General features: G+C 71.0%; 19 protein-coding genes. 10 read left to right on the top strand and 9 right to left on the bottom strand.

Annotated elements, in window-relative coordinates; genetic code table 11:
* The first annotated feature begins 1 nt into the window (after position 1).
* The 3 genes from RNB18_RS42670 (at position 2) to fabF (ending at position 2,696) form a co-directional block, all read left to right on the top strand.
* Complete coding sequence (locus tag RNB18_RS42670) at positions 2 to 997, top strand: ketoacyl-ACP synthase III (RefSeq protein ID WP_266565259.1); 996 nt, start codon at positions 2 to 4, stop codon at positions 995 to 997.
* 77 nt (positions 998 to 1,074) lie between these two features.
* The gene (locus RNB18_RS42665) at positions 1,075 to 1,323 is read left to right on the top strand and encodes an acyl carrier protein (RefSeq protein WP_007381745.1); all 249 of its coding nucleotides are present in this window, start codon (positions 1,075 to 1,077) and stop codon (positions 1,321 to 1,323) included.
* 101 nt (positions 1,324 to 1,424) lie between these two features.
* Complete coding sequence (gene fabF / locus RNB18_RS42660) at positions 1,425 to 2,696, top strand: beta-ketoacyl-ACP synthase II (protein WP_311719514.1); 1,272 nt, start codon at positions 1,425 to 1,427, stop codon at positions 2,694 to 2,696.
* 66 nt (positions 2,697 to 2,762) lie between these two features.
* On the opposite strand, the gene RNB18_RS42655 is transcribed toward fabF, so the two are convergent.
* A complete protein-coding gene (locus tag RNB18_RS42655) occupies positions 2,763 to 3,257 on the bottom strand; it encodes a DUF3145 domain-containing protein (RefSeq protein ID WP_266565254.1) in 495 nt (164 codons plus the stop codon).
* Between the two features lie 251 nt (positions 3,258 to 3,508).
* On the opposite strand from RNB18_RS42655, the gene RNB18_RS42650 reads away from it, so the two are divergent.
* Complete coding sequence (locus RNB18_RS42650; protein WP_311719512.1) at positions 3,509 to 4,393, top strand: SGNH/GDSL hydrolase family protein; 885 nt, start codon at positions 3,509 to 3,511, stop codon at positions 4,391 to 4,393.
* 10 nt (positions 4,394 to 4,403) lie between these two features.
* On the top strand, positions 4,404 to 5,375 hold the full coding sequence (locus RNB18_RS42645; protein ID WP_311719510.1) for an aldose epimerase family protein: 972 nt from the start codon (positions 4,404 to 4,406) through the stop codon (positions 5,373 to 5,375).
* Between the two features lie 73 nt (positions 5,376 to 5,448).
* On the opposite strand, the gene RNB18_RS42640 is transcribed toward RNB18_RS42645, so the two are convergent.
* Positions 5,449 to 7,878, bottom strand: a complete 2,430-nt coding sequence (locus tag RNB18_RS42640; RefSeq protein ID WP_311719508.1) for a beta-glucosidase — start codon at positions 7,876 to 7,878, stop codon at positions 5,449 to 5,451.
* Positions 7,879 to 7,983: 105 nt separating this feature from the next.
* On the opposite strand from RNB18_RS42640, the gene RNB18_RS42635 reads away from it, so the two are divergent.
* A complete protein-coding gene (locus RNB18_RS42635) occupies positions 7,984 to 8,565 on the top strand; it encodes a TetR/AcrR family transcriptional regulator (protein ID WP_311719507.1) in 582 nt (193 codons plus the stop codon).
* A gap of 3 nt (positions 8,566 to 8,568) precedes the next feature.
* On the opposite strand, the gene RNB18_RS42630 is transcribed toward RNB18_RS42635, so the two are convergent.
* On the bottom strand, positions 8,569 to 8,892 hold the full coding sequence (locus RNB18_RS42630) for a YrdB family protein (RefSeq protein WP_311719506.1): 324 nt from the start codon (positions 8,890 to 8,892) through the stop codon (positions 8,569 to 8,571).
* A gap of 11 nt (positions 8,893 to 8,903) precedes the next feature.
* On the bottom strand, positions 8,904 to 9,293 hold the full coding sequence (locus RNB18_RS42625; RefSeq protein ID WP_311719505.1) for a RidA family protein: 390 nt from the start codon (positions 9,291 to 9,293) through the stop codon (positions 8,904 to 8,906).
* A 58-nt stretch (positions 9,294 to 9,351) separates the two neighbouring features.
* Here RNB18_RS42625 and RNB18_RS42620 point away from each other — a divergent pair, with 58 nt between their 5' ends.
* A complete protein-coding gene (locus RNB18_RS42620; RefSeq protein ID WP_311719504.1) occupies positions 9,352 to 10,308 on the top strand; it encodes a LysR family transcriptional regulator in 957 nt (318 codons plus the stop codon).
* Between the two features lie 77 nt (positions 10,309 to 10,385).
* Entirely contained in the window at positions 10,386 to 11,633 is a 1,248-nt protein-coding gene (locus RNB18_RS42615; protein WP_311719503.1) for a pyroglutamyl peptidase, read from the top strand.
* Here RNB18_RS42615 and RNB18_RS42610 read toward each other — a convergent pair.
* Genes RNB18_RS42610 through RNB18_RS42600 form a run of 3 tightly spaced genes read right to left on the bottom strand, consistent with a single transcriptional unit; the run spans position 11,581 to position 13,738 of the window.
* Positions 11,581 to 12,063 carry a GNAT family N-acetyltransferase gene (locus RNB18_RS42610; RefSeq protein ID WP_311719502.1) on the bottom strand — a complete coding sequence of 161 codons (483 nt, stop codon included), beginning with the start codon at positions 12,061 to 12,063 and terminating at the stop codon, positions 11,581 to 11,583. The genes RNB18_RS42615 and RNB18_RS42610 overlap by 53 nt on opposite strands.
* Positions 12,047 to 12,850 (bottom strand): EI24 domain-containing protein, encoded by an 804-nt coding sequence (locus RNB18_RS42605; RefSeq protein WP_311719501.1) that lies wholly within the window; start codon positions 12,848 to 12,850, stop codon positions 12,047 to 12,049. The genes RNB18_RS42610 and RNB18_RS42605 overlap by 17 nt, the downstream gene beginning before the upstream one ends.
* A 24-nt stretch (positions 12,851 to 12,874) precedes the next feature.
* Positions 12,875 to 13,738, bottom strand: coding sequence for a hypothetical protein (locus tag RNB18_RS42600; RefSeq protein WP_311719500.1), 864 nt, complete (start codon positions 13,736 to 13,738; stop codon positions 12,875 to 12,877).
* Positions 13,739 to 13,913: 175 nt separating this feature from the next.
* Here RNB18_RS42600 and RNB18_RS42595 point away from each other — a divergent pair, with 175 nt between their 5' ends.
* The gene (locus RNB18_RS42595; protein ID WP_311719498.1) at positions 13,914 to 16,448 is read left to right on the top strand and encodes a M14 family zinc carboxypeptidase; all 2,535 of its coding nucleotides are present in this window, start codon (positions 13,914 to 13,916) and stop codon (positions 16,446 to 16,448) included.
* Positions 16,449 to 16,463: 15 nt separating this feature from the next.
* Positions 16,464 to 17,615 (top strand): serine hydrolase domain-containing protein, encoded by a 1,152-nt coding sequence (locus RNB18_RS42590; RefSeq protein WP_311719496.1) that lies wholly within the window; start codon positions 16,464 to 16,466, stop codon positions 17,613 to 17,615.
* A 75-nt stretch (positions 17,616 to 17,690) separates the two neighbouring features.
* On the opposite strand, the gene RNB18_RS42585 is transcribed toward RNB18_RS42590, so the two are convergent.
* Both RNB18_RS42585 and RNB18_RS42580 read right to left on the bottom strand, forming a co-directional pair.
* On the bottom strand, positions 17,691 to 18,110 hold the full coding sequence (locus tag RNB18_RS42585) for an organic hydroperoxide resistance protein (protein ID WP_311719495.1): 420 nt from the start codon (positions 18,108 to 18,110) through the stop codon (positions 17,691 to 17,693).
* A gap of 96 nt (positions 18,111 to 18,206) precedes the next feature.
* On the bottom strand, positions 18,207 to 19,205 hold the full coding sequence (locus RNB18_RS42580) for an NADP-dependent oxidoreductase (RefSeq protein ID WP_311719494.1): 999 nt from the start codon (positions 19,203 to 19,205) through the stop codon (positions 18,207 to 18,209).
* Between the last annotated feature and the right edge of the window lie 85 nt (positions 19,206 to 19,290).

Here is a 19,290-nt window from a genome sequence, read left to right as displayed (position 1 = left end):
CATGTCGAAGATCAAGCCCAGCAAGGGCGCCCCGTACGCGCGCATCCTCGGTGTCGGCGGCTACCGCCCGACCCGGGTCGTGCCGAACGAGGTGATCCTCGAGACGATCGACTCGTCCGACGAGTGGATCCGCTCGCGCTCCGGCATCGAGACCCGGCACTGGGCGAACGCCGAGGAGACCGTCGCCGCGATGTCGATCGAGGCGTCGGGCAAGGCGATCGCCGACGCCGGGATCTCTGCCGAGCAGATCGGCGGCGTGATCGTCTCGACCGTCTCGCACTTCAAGCAGACCCCGGCCGTGGCGACGGAGATCGCCGACAAGCTGGGCACGAACAAGGCCGCCGCCTTCGACATCTCGGCGGGCTGCGCGGGCTTCGGCTACGGCCTCACCCTCGCCAAGGGCATGATCGTCGAGGGCTCGGCGGAGTACGTCCTCGTCATCGGTGTCGAGCGGCTGTCCGACCTGACCGACCTGGAGGACCGCGCCACGGCCTTCCTGTTCGGCGACGGTGCCGGCGCGGTCGTCGTGGGCCCCGCCCAGGAGCCGGCCATCGGCCCCACCGTCTGGGGCTCCGAGGGCGACAAGTCCGAGACGATCAAGCAGACCGTGGCGTGGACCGAGTACGACTCCACGGGCAAGTTCCCTGCGATCACGCAGGAGGGCCAAGCGGTGTTCCGCTGGGCCGTGTTCGAGATGGCGAAGGTCGCCCAGCAGGCGCTGGACGCGGCCGGGATCGCCCCGGACGACCTGGACGTCTTCATTCCCCACCAGGCCAACGAGCGGATCATCGACTCGATGGTGAAGACGCTGAAACTGCCGGAGCACGTCACGGTCGCGCGTGACGTGCGCACCACCGGCAACACCTCGGCCGCCTCGATTCCGCTCGCCATGGAGCGGCTCCTGGCGACCGGCGAGGCGAAGAGCGGCGACACCGCGCTCGTCATCGGATTCGGGGCGGGTCTCGTCTACGCCGCCACTGTCGTTACCCTCCCCTAGGCACTCCGTGCCGGATCGATCGGTCCGGGACGGGAAGCACTGCCAACCCTCTGGATAAGAAAAAGAAGGAGCGCCAAATGGCCGCCACTCAGGAAGAGATCGTCGCCGGTCTTGCCGACATCGTGAACGAGATCGCCGGCATCCCGGTTGAGGACGTCCAGCTGGACAAGTCCTTCACCGACGACCTGGACGTCGACTCGCTGTCCATGGTCGAGGTCGTCGTCGCCGCTGAAGAGCGCTTCGACGTCAAGATCCCGGACGACGACGTCAAGAACCTCAAGACCGTCGGCGACGCGACCGACTACATCCTCAAGCACCAGGCCTGAGTCTCCCGGGCTCCGCCCGGAGCCCTCCAGGCCGGACGTGCCGGCCCCGCCACCCGGCGGTGGCGCCGCTTAATCCTCGTAACGTTGGAGAAAGATTTCCCGTGAGCCCGACCAATCGCACCGTGGTCGTCACCGGTATCGGCGCAACCACACCGCTGGGTGGCGACGCAGCCTCTACTTGGGAGGGTCTGGTCGCCGGCAAGTCTGGCGTCAAGCCCCTGGAGCAGGAGTGGGCCGCCGAGCAGGCGGTCCGCATCGCCGCGCAGATCGCGGTGGAGCCGTCCGAGGTGATTCCCCGGCCGCAGGCCCGCCGTCTTGACCGCTCGGCGCAGTTCGCGCTGATCGCGGCCAAGGAGGCGTGGGCCGACGCGGGCTTCGAGGCCAAGGCCGGCGAGGACGACAAGGTCGACCCCGACCGTCTCGGCGCCGTCATCGCCTCCGGCATCGGTGGTGTGACGACCCTCCTCGACCAGTACGACGTGCTCAAGGAGAAGGGCGTCCGCCGCGTCTCCCCGCACACCGTGCCGATGCTGATGCCCAACGGCCCGTCCGCCAATGTGGGTCTGCTGGTGGGCGCCCGCGCGGGCGTGCACACCCCGGTCTCCGCCTGTGCGTCGGGCGCCGAGGCCATCGGCTACGGCATCGAGATGATCCGTACCGGCCGCGCCGACGTCGTCGTCGCCGGTGGCACGGAGGCGGCGATCCACCCGCTGCCCATCGCCGCGTTCGGCAACATGATGGCGATGTCCAAGAACAACGAGAACCCCGAGGGCGCCTCGCGTCCCTACGACGTCGCCCGGGACGGCTTCGTCCTCGGCGAGGGCGCCGGTGTCGTCGTCCTGGAGTCCGCCGAGCACGCCGCCGCGCGCGGTGCGCGGGTGTACGCCGAGGCGGTGGGGCAGGGTGTCTCCGCCGACGCCCACGACATCGTGCAGCCGGAGCCCGAGGGGCGTGGCATCTCGCGCGCACTCGAGAACCTGCTGGACAGCACCGACTTGGACCCGGCGGAGATCGTGCACGTGAACGCGCACGCGACGTCGACTCCGGCCGGTGACATCGCCGAGCTCAAGGCGCTGCGGAAGGTGTTCGGCGACGACGCCGACCACATGGCCGTGTCCGCCACCAAGTCGATGACCGGTCACCTGCTGGGTGGCGCGGGTGGCGTGGAGACGGTCGCGACGGTGCTCGCCCTGTACCACCGGGTGGCTCCGCCGACCATCAACGTCGAGAACCTCGACCCGGAGGCCGAGGCCAACGCCGACGTCGTCCGCGGCGAGGCCCGCAAGCTGCCCGTGGAGGGCCGTATCGCCGCGCTGAACGACTCGTTCGGGTTCGGTGGGCACAACGTGGTGCTGGCGTTCCGTACGGTCTGAGAGTCGTCTGTACGCAACTGAAGGGCCCCCACCGGTCGGTGGGGGCCCTTCAGTTGTGCGGAGAACTCAGACGACCTGGTGCAGCCAGCGGACCGGGGCGCCCTCACCGGCGTATCTGAAGGGCTCCAGTTCGTCGTCCCAGGGCTTGCCGAGGAGCTTGGCCAGCTCGGCCTCCAGGTCCGTCTCCCCGCGCTGCGAGCGGGTCAGGGCCGCGCGCAGGCGGTCCTCCGGGATCAGGATGTCGCCGTGGATGCCGGTGACGGCGTGGAAGATGCCCAGTTCCGGGGTGCAGCTGTAGCGCTCGCCCTCGGCGGTGGGGCAGGGCTCGGCCGTGACCTCGAAGCGCAGCAGGTGCCAGCCTCTGAGGGCCGACGCGAGCTTGGACGCCGTGCCCACCTCGGCCTTCCAGGAGAACTCCGAGCGCCAGGTGCCCGGTGCGGCCGGCTGCCGGATCCAGTCGAGGTTGACGCGCGTGCCGAGCACCCCGGCGACGGCCCACTCGACGTGCGGGCACAGCGCGCGCGGCGCGGAGTGCACGTACAGAACTCCACGTGTCGTCACCGGGACCTCCGGGCAGAGCGGGACAAGTCTTGCTGGCCGGCATGGCGGCGATGCCGGCCAGCCACGTTGATGGCGAGGCTACCGTGCGGCGGGGCAAGGAGTGTGACGTACCGTCGGTCCCAGTGCCCCGAAACGCCCGCCATTCACCCGGCAGGACGCTAGTACGGGTGTCGATCGTTCCCTCGCGGTCACCGGGAACTCTCATGCGTTGTTATGAGAGGACCATCATTTTCACGAGGGGAACACCACGGATGCGCAAGCAGGGCCCCCGTACACGGGCCGTCGTCGCCGTCCTGACGGCGGCTCTCCTGGGCGTCGCCGGGTGTGATGCGGTGGGGGGCGACTCGGCGGGACCCACCCAGAAGGCCAAACCCTCGCCGAAGCCCACTCCGGCGTGGGACAGCAGCCCGGGTTCGATGGCCGCTGTCGGCGACTCCATCACGCGCGGCTTCGACGCCTGCGGGATCCTGAAGGACTGCCCCGACGTGTCCTGGGCCACCGGCGCCAGCACCCAGGTCGACTCCCTCGCGGTACGGCTGCTGGGGCGGGCGAAGGCGGCCGAGCACAGCTGGAACTACGCGGTGTCCGGGGCGCGGATGGCCGATCTGTCCGGGCAGATGGCACAGGCGGCGGCGCGGACGCCCGCTCTGGTGACGGTGATGGTGGGCGCCAACGACGCCTGCCGGGACTCCACCGCGGCGATGACCTCGGTGTCCGACTTCCGGTCCGGCTTCGAGGACGCGCTGAGCGTGCTGCGCAAGCAGGCGCCCAAGGCGCAGGTGTACGTGGCGAGCGTGCCGAACCTCAAGCGGCTGTGGTCCGAGGGCCGCACCAATCCGCTGGGCAAGCAGGTGTGGAAGCTGGGCGTGTGTCCGTCGATGCTGGCCGACGCGGACGCCCTGGACGCAGCGGCCACCGAGCGGCGGGACACCGTGCAGGAGCGAGTGGAGGCCTACAACTCCGTACTGAAAGAGGTGTGCGCCGAGGACCAGCACTGCCGGTACGACGGAGGCGCGGTGTACGACTACCGGTTCGGCACCGACCAGCTCAGCCACTGGGACTGGTTCCACCCGAGTGTGAACGGACAGGCGCGTCTGGCGGAGATCGCATACCGCAAGGTCAGGTCCGTGACTTAAAGTTCCGCACATGAACGAACTCTTCGCCACACTTTCCGACGGCACCCCGGTTCACCGCTGGACCCTGGAGCGCGCGGGCGTCCGCGTGCGGATCCTGTCGTACGGCGGGATCGTGCAGTCGGTCGAGGTTCCGGACCGGGACGGGCGGACGGCGGACGTGGTGCTGGGGTTCGCCGAGCTGGACGGATATCTGGAGCACTCCGGTCCGTATCTCGGCGCCTTCATCGGGCGGTACGCGAACCGGATCGCGGGCGGCCGCTTCGAGCTCGACGGGCTGACCTACGCGCTCGCCCCCAACAACGCGCCCAACTCCCTGCACGGCGGCGAGCGCGGCTTCGACAAACGGGTGTGGGACATGGAGCCCGCCGGCGAGCACGGGGTGCGGCTGAGCCGGGTCAGCGCGCACGGCGAGGAGGGCTTCCCGGGGCGCCTCGAGGTCTCGGGGACGTACAGCCTGGACGAGTCGGGCGCGCTGCGGATCGCGTACGAGGCGGTCACCGACGCGCCGACCATCGTCAACCTGACCAACCACAGCTACTTCAACCTGGCCGGCTCCGGGAACGCGGGCGGGCACGAACTGCGGATCGACGCCTCGCGGTTCACCCCGGTCGACGCCGATCTGATCCCGACCGGGATCGAGGAGGTCACGGACACCCGCTTCGACTTCCGTGGGACGCGCAAGGTCGGCGCGGGCTACGACCACAACTTCGTGCTCGACAAGGGGATCACCGAACGGGCCGTCGAGGTCGCCGAGTTGTCCGACCCCGCATCCGGCCGGGTGCTGACGGTGGCGACCACCGAGCCGGGGCTCCAGCTGTACACCGCGGACCATCTGCCCGAGCCCTTCGCGCCCGGCGACGGCATCGCGCTGGAGACCCAGCACTTCCCCGACTCCCCGAACCGGCCGGAGTTCCCGAGCACGGTGCTGCGGCCGGGAGAGACCTACCGCTCGGAGACGGTCTACGGATTCACGAGCCGGTAGACACGGACGAGCCCCGGCCCAGGGGTCAGGTCCCGGGCCGGGGCTGCTTGTGTGAGGGCTGTGCCCCCTCGGATCAGACGTTAATCGTCGCGGTGACCCGGCGGTCGCCGATCGAGCGCCCCACCTGAATCTCGTACGAACCCTTCACATACGACCACGATGAGGTCTTCTCGTCCCAGATCTCGAAGGCCCGGCGCGGGATCTCCACGGTGACCTCGACGCTCTCGCCGGGACCGGCCGCGGTCCCCGCGAATCCGGCGAGCCGGCGGGCCGGGCGCTCGGCGTCGGGTCCGGCGGGCGCCAGATAGACCTGGACGACCTCACGGCCCGCGCGGGAACCGGAGTTGCGCAGCCGGACCCGGACGGTGGTGCCCCGGACCTCGACGGACTCGTAGGTCCAGTCGGTGTAGCCGAGGCCGTGACCGAAGGGGTAGGCCGGGGTGCGGCCCTCCTTCTCCCAGGCCGCGTATCCGATGAACACACCTTCCTCGTAAGGGAGTTCGCCACCCTCCGGAGCGACCCGGGTGACCGGGGCGTCGTCCAGGGTGCCCCAGGTGGTGGGGAGGCGGCCGCCGGGCTCGTGGACGCCGGTCAGCACGTCGGCGAGGGCCGCGCCCCCTTCCTGGCCGGGGAACCAGCCGAGCAGGACGGCGGCGACGTCCTCGCGCCACGGCAGCTCCACCGGGGAGCCGGAGTTGACGACCACGACGGTGTTCGGGTTGGCGGCGGCGACCGCGCGGACCAGCTCGTCCTGGCGGCCCGGCAGCGCGAGGTCCTTCCGGTCGTAGCCTTCGGACTCGACGCGCTCGGTGGTGGCGACCACGACGACGGCCGTGTCGGCGTTCCGCGCCGCCTCGACGGCCTCGGCGATCAGTTCGTCGGGGTCGCGCCGCGGGTCCTGGTGGGCGAGGGAGAACGTGATGACCTTCATCGGGACCTCTTCGGGGAGGACGACGACGTAGGTGAGGGAGACCTCGACCGGCTCGCCCGCGGTCAGTTCGACCTCGGCGCGGGGCTCGGGGGCGCCGAAGAAGGTGACGAAGGGGTCGTCCGTGTCGGTGCGCTGGACGTCGTCGTAGTACGTCGTGCCGTCGACGACCAGCTTGAAGGCGCCTAGTCCCTTGATGCCGAAGGTGTGGGTACCGCTCTCGCGCGGGGTGAAGGAGCCCTTCAACTCGACGGTGTGCAGCCGGTCGTGGGTGACTCCCTCGGGGAGGTCCGAACCCATCCACTGGATCTGGCCGCTGGGCACAGAGGCCGCGCCGATGACCTCGCCGTCCGTGTCCCGGCAGACCGCTTCGAGGCTGAACCCCTGGTCGGCGGCGGCGAGTTCGGTGTTGGGGTCGGCGCCGACGGCGTAGCTGAGGGTGCCCTCGGGGAGGGCGGTGGTGAGGCCGTCGAGCGGGGAGACGATCCGGTCCGGGAAGACGGTGGCGGAGCCGCCGCCGAGGACACGGGCGTCGCGGGCGGCGGCGCCGATGAGGGCGACCGTGCCGGCCTTCAGCGGGAGCGCGCCCTGGTTGCGGACCAGCACGAAGGAGCGGCGGGCGATCTCGCGGGCCAGTTCGATGCCGTCGACGGTCTCCGGAAGCTCGGTGACGACGGGTTCGGCACCGTCCAGGATGCCGACGCGGGCGGCGAGCCGCAGCACATTGCGTACGGCCGTGTCGACCGCGCTCTCCTCGACCTCCCCGTCCCGCACGGCCTGGGCGAGGGCCTCGCCGTAGACGGTCGTCGGACCGGGCATGGCGACGTCGAGGCCGCCCTCGATGGCGGCCTTGGTGGAGCGGGCGGCCATCCAGTCGGAGACGTTGTAGCCGTCGAAGCCCCATTCGCCGCGCAGGACTTCGTTGACCAGGTGGTGGTGCTCGGTCATCGTCGTGCCGTTGACCGTGTTGTAGGCGGTCATGATGCCCCATGGGTGGGCGTTCTCGACGATGAGCTCGAAGGGAGCCAGGTACAGCTCGCGCAGGGCGCGTTCGGAGACCAGATTGTTCACCGTGAAGCGGTCGGTCTCGGCGTCGTTGGCGACGAAGTGCTTGACGGTGGTGCCGACACCGCCCTCCTGTACGCCGGTGACGTACCCGGCGCCGATCCGTCCGGTCAGATACGGGTCCTCGCTGTAGGCCTCGAAGTGGCGGCCGCCGAGCGGGGAGCGGTGGAGGTTGACGGTGGGGGCGAGGAGGACGTGGACGCCCTTGCGGCGGGCCTCCTGGGCGAGCATCACGCCTGCGCGGCGGGCGAGTTCCGGGTCCCAGCCGGCGGCCAGCGCGGTCGGGGAGGGCAGGGCGATCGACGGGTCGTCGGCGCTCCAGCGCACGCCCCGGACACCGATCGGACCGTCCGACATGACGAGGGAGTCCAGGCCGATCTCGGGGAGTGCGGGCAGGGTCCACATGTCCTGGCCTGACAGGAGCCTTGCCTTGGCATCGAGGTCGAGCCCGGCCAGCGCCGCCTCGACGGCCGCTTCGCGGGCCTGGTCGGCGGGAGTGGGTGCCGCCATGACGGTGCCTCCTCGTTGAAGTTCCGTGCGGGTCCTCTCATCGTGCATCGATTACCTGGTAAGCGGTAGGTTTCGTTATGTTGCTGTTATATTCGGGTTCTCGGGATGTCGTACGGTGACGCCATGAACGCCAGGACCAGAAGCGAGGAGCGCCGGGCCGAGATCGTCCGGGCGGCCCTTGAGGTCATCGCCGAGCGCGGCTACCGGGGCGCGAGCCTGGCCGCGGTGGCCGAACGGGTCGGGCTGACCCAGCAGGGGCTGCTGCACCACTTCCCGACGAAGGACGCGCTGCTGGTCGCGGTGCTGGAGGAGCGGGACAAGTGGGACGCGGTGCCGAACGGCAGCTGGCGGGTCGACCTGCTCGCCTCGCTCGTCGAGTACAACGCGATGCGGCCGGGGATCATCCAGACCTTCTCGGCGCTGCTCGGCGAGAGCGTGACGGAAGGGCATCCGGCACGGCAGTACTTCACCGACCGCTACACCCGGGTGCGCGCGTCGATGACGGTGGCCCTGCGCGCCGAGTACGGCGACCGGCTCCCCAACGGGCTGAGCCCCGAACGCACCGCGCCGCTGCTGGTCGCGGTCATGGACGGCCTGCAGTACCAGTGGCTGCTGGACCCCGAGTCGGTGGACATGCCCGGAGCGTTCCGGGACTTTCTGCGACTGCTGGGCGAGACGGCGGAGTGAGGGTCACTGACTCCAGGCGACGGCAAGTGTCTTGCTCACCACGCAGACGACGCCGAAGGCGAACGCCCAGACCTGGGCTCCGGCGGCGAACAGGGCGAGCGCGCCCGCCCCGAACCAGAACACCTCGAAGCCGACGCGACCGGCGCCCCTCGCCTTGTACTTCGCGCGCGGTGAGCCGAGCAGCGCCCACAGCGCGACGAGTACGGCGGGTGCGGCGAGGCCGAGCAGCCAGGACGCGCCGACGTCCTGGGTGAAACCCCAGTACGCGGCACCCGCCAGGGCGCCGAGCTCGATGAGGAAGAGAACACCCGAGTTGGCTGCCTTCATGGGCGGCAGTATCACCCGGCCCCCGGCACCGCCGCCACGATTTCGATCTCGATCCGCGCCTCCGGCCGGAAGAGCCGGGACACCTCGAAGGTCATGCTGGTGGGCGGGGTGCCGGTGAGGAACTCCCTTCGTACGGCGCCGTACTGCTCCAGTTCCGTGATGTCCGTGAGGTAGGTGCGGATGTTGATCACCTCGGCCAGGCTCGCCCCGTGCGCCTCCAGCAGCGCGGCGAGGGTCTCGAAGACGCCCCGGGACTGCTCGGCGAGCGTGGCACCCTCGGCGATCTGGCCGGAGACGAACAACAGGGCGCTGCCGTCGGCCTGTTCGACGCGGGCGACCTGGGAGTAGTAGGGGCTCAGCGGCTGGGGTGCGCCGGCGGGGTTGTCGAGGGTGATCTGCATGCCGTCGACGCTAGGTCCGCGCTTGCGATGCGACAAGCGAATGTCCAGCATGGCTGCCATGCCGAATCCGCATCGCACCGCTCTTCCTCCCGACCTCGCCACCGTCTGGCTGCGGGTCTTCCTGGAGGTCGCCCGGCACGAGTCGTTCACCGTGGCCGCGCGCACCCTGGGCTGGACGCAGTCGGCGGTGTCCCGGCAGATCTCCTCGCTGGAGGCGGCGCTGGGCGGGGCGCCGCTGTTCGACCGGCTGCCGCGGGGCGTGCGGCTGACGGAGGCCGGGAGGGTGCTCGTGCCGCACGCGCGGACCGTCACCGGGGCGCTGCACGCGGCCGCGCGCGAACTGGCCGCGCTGCGTGAAGTGGCGGGCGGACGGCTGCGGTTCGGGGCGTTCCCGACGGCGGACGCGGCGCTGATCCCGCATGCCCTCGGCGCCTTTCGCACCCGCCATCCCGGTGTGCGGGTGTCCCGCGAGGAGGGGCTCACGCCGTCACTCCTCGACCGGCTCACCGAGGGGCGGCTGGATCTCGCGGTCGTCTCCACGACGGGCGGCGCACCGCTGTCGGCGTACGAACTGCGCCATCTTCTCGACGAGTCGCTGTACGTCGCCGTCCCGGCCGCACATCCGCTGGTGGGTGAGGGCGGCGGCCCGGTGCGGCTCGGGCGGCTCGCGGACGCCGACTGGATCTCCGGGAGCCCACGCCCCGAGGGGACGCTTCTCGACGCCGCTCTGCGGCAGGGCTTCCGGCCACGGATCGCGCATGTCGTCGGCGAGTGGACCGCCAAGCAGGGGTACGTCGCTGCGGGGCTCGGCGTGACGCTGGTCCCGGCGCTCGCCGCGGAGTCCGTACGGCCGGACGTCGTGCTGCTGCCGGTGCTCGACGAGGGGGCTCCGGCGCGGGCGGTGTACGCGGCGGTGCTGCGGGGGCGGTCGCCTTCGCCGGCCGTGGAGGCGTTCGTCGGGGCGCTGCGGGAGGCGGTGGGGCGGATTCCCGGTACGTCGGCCCCCATGGCGTAGACCACTTCTGTCACGCGATACTGCCGTCGTCCGGAACCACTCGCGCCCCACAGCGAAACGGAAGGACCTGAACTCCCTTGACATCCCTACGTGTTCGGATCGGCATCCTCGGACTGGTCCTGCTGGCGGGGTCGGCGGCCCCCGCGAGCCCGGCGGCGGCAGCGGCCGCGCCCGCACCCACGGTGGAGGAGCAGCGGCTCGACCGGGCCGTGCCGCGGGAGATCCTCGAACGGTCCGGATTCGACGCCGTGCCGCTCCGCTTCACGCGGGCGCTCGGAACGGCGCGTTCCTACGCGGAGGCGCGGAAGGTCGTCGTACGGCAGGGGTCCGCGCTGTGGCAGCGGGCCGTCGACCGGGCGCAGGGGCGGGGGCCGGCCGGTGGGGATCTGAGCCGGGACGACGATCGTCCGCTGTACTGGGCGCGGTTGGCGATGACCCGTGAAGTGCGGGCCTGGGAGCCGTCTTTCGGGCTCTCCGAGGCACAACGCGCCGCTCTGTTGGATGAGTTGGAGCGGACCTCGCGGGGGCAGACCGCTGTGCGGTATCCGGGCGGGGACCGGTTGAAGCGGGTTCTTGTGACCGGGTTCGATCCGTTCACGCTGGATCGGGACATACGGATCTCGAATCCGTCCGGGGCCAGTGCGCTCGCGCTCGACGGGACGGTGATCGAGACGGCGGAGGGGCCTGCGCGGGTGGAGACCGTCGTCTTTCCCGTGCGGTGGCAGGACTTCACGGACCGGACCGTGGAGCGGGCGCTGCGGCCGTATCTGAAGAAGGTGGACCTCTTCACGACCGTGAGTCAGGGGCGGGTGGGGCGGTTCGACGTCGAGCGGACCAACGGGGCCTGGCGGGGCGGCTTTCCGGACAACGACAACGTCGGGGTGACGGGGGTGGTGCCGGTTGCGGATCCGGCCTCGCAACCGCAGTGGACGACGGCGACGCTGCCGTACAAGGCGATCGTGGACGCGGACACCGGGCGTTTTCCCGTCTACGACAACACGAGCGTGACCGAGATCCCGGTGGGCGGGACCGTGCCTGTCGTACGGGCGGACGGGCCGACCGAAGGGTCCGCGGCGCGGGCCGGGGGCGGCGGGAACTACCTCTCCAACGAGATCGCCTACCGCGTCACGCTGCTGCGGGACCGGCTCGGACTGCACGACGTGCTGCCGGGAGGGCATGTGCACACGCCTGTCCTGGAGTTCGGGACCGGGAACACGGATCCCGCGACGGGGGCGGTGACCGATCCGGGGTTCGTGCAGAACCGGCTGGACATCATCGCGCAGGTGCGGGCGATTCTGGTGGTGGCGGTGGAGAAGGCCACTTGAGGTAGGTCGCCGTCTCGGTGAAATCCAGGCGGCGGTAGAAGTCGGCGGCTCTGCGCGTCGGGACGGTGATCTCCACGTCCTGGGCGTGCCGTGCGCGGTCCTGCATGGCCCGGACGAGCCGGGAGCCCGTACCGCGGCCGCGCAGGGGCGTGTCCACGGCGAGTTCGAGGAGTTCGAGGACCGTGCCGCCCGCGAAGAGGGTCGGCATCCGGGCCGCGTAGGCGTAGCCGATCACCTGGGTGGTCCGCTCCGCCACCAGGAACTCGGCGCGGCCCTCGGCGGCGGCGCGCAGGACCTCGGGAAAGGTGACGGTCGTGAAGCGGTCGGGGTCGGGGCGGTAGGTGGTCGCGAAGTCGGCGAGGAGGCGGAAGACGGCGTCCGCGTCCGAGGCGGTAGCCGGGCGGACCGTCGGCTCAGGTGGCGAGCCCATCGGACACCGTCTCCTCGTCCGACTCGTCCTCCCCGTCCCGGGTCTCCTCCCCCAGCAGTTCCCGTGCCATCAGCGTCGCCCCCGCCACCGCGCCCGGCATCAGGAACACCGCGACGAAGGGGACCACGAAGGCCAGGGCGAGGGGGGTGCCGAAGCCCCAGATGAGGGTTTTGCGGGAGCGGAGGAGGGTGAGGCGGGCCCGGAGGTCGACGCCTCGGCGCTGGAGGGCCACCGCGGTGAGCTCCTCGGTGAGGAAGAAGCCCGTCACGAAGAAGCCGAGCACCGGGATCAGGGTCTGGCCGACCACGGGGATGAAGCCCAGGGCGAAGAGCAGGACCGCCCACAGGACGGCCCGGACGACGATGCGGAGGCTGTCCCTCGCCGAGATCCACAGCTCGCGCCAGAGCGGGAGGCCGGACTCGGGTGCCGTGCCGTCCGGGGAGACGTCCCGGTCGACCTTCTCGGAGAGGTTCTCGTAGAAGGGCTGGCCTATCAGGAGGGTGACCGCCGTGAAGGTCAGGACCGAGAGGAGGAGGGCGAGCGCGAACAGGACCACCGTGAGGAAGCCCCGGAACAGGCCCTGCCACGGGCTCGACCAGTCGTCGGCGAACGGTGTCGCCCAGGACACGAAGTCCTCGCCCCAGGTGGCCAGGGCGACCAGTGCCGCCACATACAGCACCAGGGTGATCAGGCCCGGGATCAGGCCGAAACCGTACTGCTTGCCGTGCCGGGCCACCCACCGCTGGCCCTTCAGGAGATAGTGGAAGCCCGCCCCGAGATCACGCATGTCCCGAACCCTATCGGGTGCCCGTCAGGCCGGGGAGACGGCCACCACCACCCCCTGTTCCGCCGCCGGGGACACCGCCGCCGACACCCTGACCGCCACCGCCCGTGCCACGCTGCCCGCGTGGGAGGCCGCGGCCATCAGCGCGGGCTGGAGCCGCTCCAGGCCGGACACGAACAGTTCCTCACCGGCGATCAGCACCGGCCGGGCCGCCTTCGCCGCGGCCGCCGCCGCGTCGGTGAGGTCGGCGAGGGGCGGGAGGGTCGCCCGTACGGCCCCCGCACCGGCGGCCGCCGCGCGTTCGGCCAGGGTCATCTGCAAGGGCAGCAGCGGGGCCAGCGCCGCCGTCAACGCATCGGCGATCCGCCGGAGTTCGGGGGTCGAGTCGCGCAGGATTCCGGTCGCCGCGCGGATCAGGGGGGTCAGGGCCAGGAGTGTCCCCGCGGCCAGGCCCGCCGCCGCGGGGAGCAACGGAGAGGTCGCCTCGACCAGTTCGCCCAGCGCGGTCGCGAACTCCTCCACCGCCGGCTCCACCGCGTCCAGGACGGGCAGCAGACTGTCGCCCAGCGCCGCCAGCAGCGCACGCGCCGGTTCGCTGACCGGGTGCACGGCCAGCGGGGCGCCGGTGGTGCCGAGCCGGGTGAGGGTGTCGACGATCCGGTAGAACGCCTCCTGCGCCTGCGGGGACGCGCTCGCCTCGGCCAGTTCCGCCGTCGTCTCGCGCAGGACGCGCAGCACCTCCGGGCCCGAACCGTCCCGGGGATCGAAGGTGTTGATCGCGATCCTGGTGATGTTCTGGGCCGTGTCCAGGAGCTGGCCGGTGATGTCGGTGGTGTTCCGTGCCATGCGCAGTACTTCGTCCCTGCTGGGGAGCGAAGGGATCGTCGCCATGGGCCTCTCCTGTGGACTCGCTCGCCGCCCGCTTCCGCCGCTCTCAGCATGCCCCGTCCGCGCACCCGAGTTGCGCCATCCGTGGCATCCGCGCCACGAACTCCCTCTTGTTGCGGTTGAGTCGAACAGGTACATCTCGCCGTACCGATCTCAGGAAGACCCTCAGGAGGTACGCGTGCACACCACGAGAACCGTTCCTGCGAGACCTGTCCTGCTCATCGTCCTCACCGGCTCGCTGCTGCTCACCCCGAACAGCGCGAGCGCCGACCCCGAGCCCCCCACCCGCGAGAGCGCCGGCGACCACGGCGTGGCCCGGGCCCCGGAGAGCGCCACCCGGCGGGCGCTCACCGCCCCTACGACCGGCTTCACGGACACCACGCGCGGCTATCCCCGCGAGCAGGTCCTCACCCCCGATCCGGTGAACCCGGCGGACAAGTCGGTCAAGCTGGGCCTCACCCCGTACCACGCGATCGCCCCGAGACTGAACGCCCTCCAGGGGCTGGGCGACCGGGTGAGCGTCGAGGTGGCCGGGCGTTCGGCGGGCGGGCACCGGCTCTACCTGGTCACCGTGACCGCTCCGGAGACCACCGCCCATGCCCGCGCCCAGGAGCGGATGCGCGAGCTGATCGAGAACGCGCCCGCGAGCGCCGCCAAGTCCGCGGAGATCAGGGCCGGTTACAAGGCACCCGTCTTCTTCAACAACAACATCCACGGCAACGAGTGGGAGGGCACGGACGCCTCCCTGAAGATCATCGAACAGCTCGCGACCGCGGAGGACACCCGCACGAAGAGCCTTCTCGCGCACTCCCGCCTGTACTTCAACATCACCGCGAACCCCGACGGCCGTATCGCCGGAACCCGCGCGAACGCGGGCGGCTTCGACCTGAACCGGGACTTCGTGACCGCCTCGCAGCCCGAGGTGCGGGCGATGCGGCAGATCGAGATCGACAAGCAGCCGGCCGTGATGCTCGACCTGCACGGGTACGTCAACGGCACGCTCATCGAGCCCACCACTCCCCCGCACGGCGAGAACTACGAGTACGACCTCTTCTTGAAGAACACCTACGCAAACGCCCTCGGCATGGAGACCGCCGTCAACGGCCTCGGCTACACACCCGCGAAGGACGGTGTCGAGCCCGCGCAGATCCCCTTCCGGGACCAGGAGGAGGGCTGGGACGACTGGCCGCCGATCTTCACCCCGCAGTACGCGGCCTTCCACGGCACGGTCGCCGCGCACACGGTCGAGATCCCGCTGGCCGTCAACAACTCCCTCTATGAGAGCCTGCCCGTCGCCGAGCTGCGGCGCCGGTCCGCGATCAACACGGCGGTGGCGGGCGCGGCCATCAGGGCGACGCTCGACTTCGTGCAGGAGAAGCGCACGTCGCTGATCGCCGACCAGATCGAGGTCTTCCGGCGCGGGGCGGCGGGGGCCGCACAGGTGCCGGTGTCCGAGGAGACGGTCCCCGGGGTGCCGGGTATCGGGCCCGAGGACGTGTACACCACCGACTTCCCCCGCGCGTACGTGATTCCCTCGGGCTCGACGGCCGCCGCCCGGCTCGTCGACCACCTCCTCGCCAACGACGTCCGCGTCAGCCGCGCGAGCCGTGACGTCCGGCTCGGAGGACGGACGTATCCGAAGGGCTCGTACGTCGTCGACATGCGCCAGCCGAAGCGGGGTCTGGCGAACGTGCTGCTCGCGGACGGCCGGGACATCAGCGACAAGGTCTCGGTGATGTACGACATCTCGGGCTGGAGCCTGGGCCGGCTGTGGGGCGCGACGGTCACGCCGGTGACGTCGGGGAGCCTCGCCGGTGCGCCGCTGAGGCGCGTCGAGGCCGCCGCGCACGTCGGTCACGTCGCCCCGCGCGGCGATCTGCGGCTGCGGCTGACCGACCCGCAGGAGATCGCGGCGCTCAACTCGCTGCTCCGGCAGGGAGTTCCGGTACGGAGGGCCGCCGACGGCAGTGCGATCGTGCCCGGGTCGGCGCGGAACCGTGCCGCCGAAGCCGCTCGCACCTACGACGTCGTCCTCGACGCGACCCGGCAGACCGGCACGGCCGCACTGCACCGCACCCGCGTGGCCGCCGCCGTGACCCCCGGCGAGCTGTTCGCGCTGCGGGAGATGAACTTCGAGGTCACCCCGGTCTCGACGGCCGTCCTGAACGCCGGTTTCGACTGGTCGTCGGTGGACGTGCTGTTCGTGTCGGCGGGGCTGGACCGAGACGCCCTCACCACCGGTGCCCGCACGGCCCTGGACGCGTTCCTGGGCGCCGGGCACGGGCTCGTCGGCCGTGGGGTCGCCGGGGCCGAACTGAGCGCGGCCACGGGGCTGCTGGCCGCGAAGCCGGTGGAGGGCAACGGGGACGCCAACGGCGTGGTGCGCGTGGTGAATTCGGGTCCGGTGACGGCCGGGGCCCCGGGCTCCCCCGATCACGGGTTCGTCTACGCGCCGGTCTGGTTCACCGATCTCGGGCCGGGGGTGCGGGTGGAACAGTCGTACGCCACCGGCAGTCCGCTGGTCTCCGGGCACTGGCGGCCCTTGCCGGACGGGTCCGGCGGGCCCGCCGCCGCGGCCGGGCAGGCCTCGGTCGTCAGCGGCCGAAGGGCCGTCCTGTTCGGCACCGAGCCTCTCTTCAGGGATCACCCGAAGGGGGAGTTCGCCCAGGTCGGGCGGGCATTGTTCACCATGGCACACGCGAGCAGCGGCTGAGGTTGAGGAGAGCGGATGACGCAGGAGATCCACGGCACCGTCGCGGACGGCTTCGAGGCGGTGCGCGAGCAGTTCGCCGCTTTCGTGGCGGGCGAACGGCCCGACTACGAGGGGCAGTTGAGCGCGTATGTGCACGGTCGGCGGGTCGTCGACCTGTGGGCGGGCGAGGGCGTCGAGCCGGACTCCCTCTACGGCGTGTTCTCGTCGACCAAGGGTGCCGCCCATCTGGTGGCCGCGCTCCTGGTTCAGGAGGGCACGCTGGAGCTGGACCGCAAAGTGACCTACTACTGGCCGGAGTTCGGGGCCGAGGGCAAGGGCCAGCTGACCCTGCGCGATCTGCTGGCGCACCGGGCCGGGGTGATCGGGCTGGACGCCGGGTTCAGCGCGCAGGAGCTGACGGACGACCGGGCGGTGGCGGAACGGCTCGCGGACCAGAAGCCGTTCTGGCGCCCCGGCACGGCCTTCGGGTATCACGCGCTGGTGATCGGGGCGCTCAGCGGTGAGATCGTGCGCCGGGCGACGGGCCGTTCGCTCCAGGAGGTGTACGAGGAGCGGATCCGGGCGCCGTACGGGCTGGACTTCCACCTGGGGCTGCCCGAGGCGCTGGAACCCCGTTACCGCTCGGTGCAGCCGATGGCCCCGACCGCCGAGCAGCAGGCCCTGCTGGACGCGGCGCCGACAGGTCCGCACACCCTGGCCGCGATCGCCTTCAACCTGCAGGTGCCGGATCCGGGTGACCTGGCGGGCTACGCCAACTCCCGTGCCGTACGGGCGAAGGGGCCGGCGTCGGCGGGCGGAGTGGCGGCCGCGCGCGGGCTGGCCGGGATGTACGCGGCGGCGATCAGCGAAGTGGCCGGCCGGCCGCCCCTGCTGAAGCCGGACACCATCGCCGAGGTGGGCCAGATCCAGTCGATCGGCTACGACCTGGTGGCCCGTGCCCACAAGTCCTACGGTCTGGGCTTCCAGGCCACGGCCGACATGTGGCACCCCTTCCTCGGTGCCGGCGCCTTCGGCCACAGCGGCGCCGGCGGCTCCCAGGCCTTCGCCGATCCCCGCAGCGGCCTGGCCTACGGCTACACCCGGCGCCGGATGGCGTTCCCGGGAGGCGCGGCGCCGGAGAACGAGCGGTTCGTGCGGGCCGTACACCGGGCGGCTCTTGCCGTATGACCCGCAGGGCATGAGCGGAGGCGGCACCCCACGTCCAGGAGTACCGCCTCCGCCCTGTACGACCAACGAGCTCCGTCAGGCGAGCGTCACGGAGATGTTCCCGCGGGTCGCCTTCGAGTACGGGCAGACCTGGTGGGCCTTCTCAAGGAGGGCCCGGGCCGTGGCCGCGTCGAGGTTCGGGAGGGTCGCCGCGATCTCGACGATCAGCCCGAAGCCGTCGGCGTTCCTGCCGATGCCGACCTTCGCGGTGACCGTCGAGCCGGAGATGTCGGCCTTCTCCTGGCGGGCGACGACGCCGAGGGCGCCCTGGAAGCAGGCGCTGTACCCGGCGGCGAAGAGCTGCTCCGGGTTGGTGCCGCTGCCGCTGCCGCCCATCTCCTTGGGCGGGTCGACGACCACGTCGAGCCTGCCGTCGTCGGTGGCGACACGGCCGTCGCGGCCGTTCTCGGCGGTGGCGACGGCCGTGTAGAGGACATCGGTCTGCTGGATGGACATGCGGTTGTCTTCCTCCTCGGTCCACCGCGACTCGCGCCCACGATCGACGGCGGGATTCGGAAAGAAGTTACCGCATGCCGGAAACCCAGCACAGGGCTACAGCTTGACGATCATCTTTCCGGTGTTGTCGCCGCGCAGGACCCCGAGGAACGCCTCCAGGTTGTTCTCGATGCCCTCGACGACCGTCTCGCGGTACTTGAGCTCCCCGGACGCCACCCACGGGCCGACCTCGGAGACGAACTCCGGCTGGAGGTCGTAGTGGTCGCCGACCAGGAAGCCCTCGATACGGCCGCGGGTCTGGATCAGACGGGCGAGGTTGCGCGGACCGGGGGCGGCCTCGGTGTTGTTGTAGACGGAGATCATGCCGCAGACCGCGATCCGGCCGCCCTGGTTGAGGGAGCCGATGGCGGCCTCCAGGTGGTCGCCGCCGACGTTGTCGAAGTAGATGTCGACGCCGTCCGGGGCCGCCTCGCGCAGCTGGTCGCTGACCTTGCCGCTCTTGTAGTTGAAGGCCGCGTCGAAGCCGTACTCCTCGACGAGCAGCTTGACCTTCTCGTCCGAGCCGGCGGAGCCGATGACCCGGGAGGCGCCCTTGAGCTTGGCGATCTGGCCGACCTGGCTGCCGACGGCACCCGCGGCGCCGGAGACGAAGACCGAGTCGCCCTCCTTGAAGGAGGCGGTGCGCAGGAGGCCGGCGTAGGCGGTGAGGCCGGTCATGCCGAGGACGCCGAGGTACGTCGACAGGGGCGCGGCGTCCGCGTCCACCTTGACGGCGCTCTCGGCGCGTACGACCGCGTACTCGCGCCAGCCGAAGAAGTGCAGCAGGTGGTCGCCCACGGCGATGCCCTCGGCGTTGGACTCCACGACCTCGCCGACCGCGCCGCCCTGCATCACCTTGCCGAGCTCGAAGGGCGCGGTGTACGACTTCGCGGCGCTCATGCGGCCGCGCATGTACGGGTCGACGGAGAGGTACTTGTTCCGGACCAGCACCTGGCCCGCACCGGGGGTCGGGACCTCGGCTTCGACCAGGGCGAAGTCCTCCGGCTTGGGCCAGCCGACCGGGCGGGAGAGGAGGTGCCATTCGCGGTTGATCATGATGCCTGGACCTTTCCATTTACTTCAGTACCTGAAACAACCATGCCTCTGAATATTTCAGGTTGTCAAGTAAAGGGGTACCCTG

It is taken from the genome of Streptomyces doebereineriae, from assembly GCF_031845645.1.
Classification (GTDB): Bacteria; Actinomycetota; Actinomycetes; order Streptomycetales; family Streptomycetaceae; genus Streptomyces; species Streptomyces canus.
This window is presented reverse-complemented; position numbering and strand designations above follow the sequence as displayed.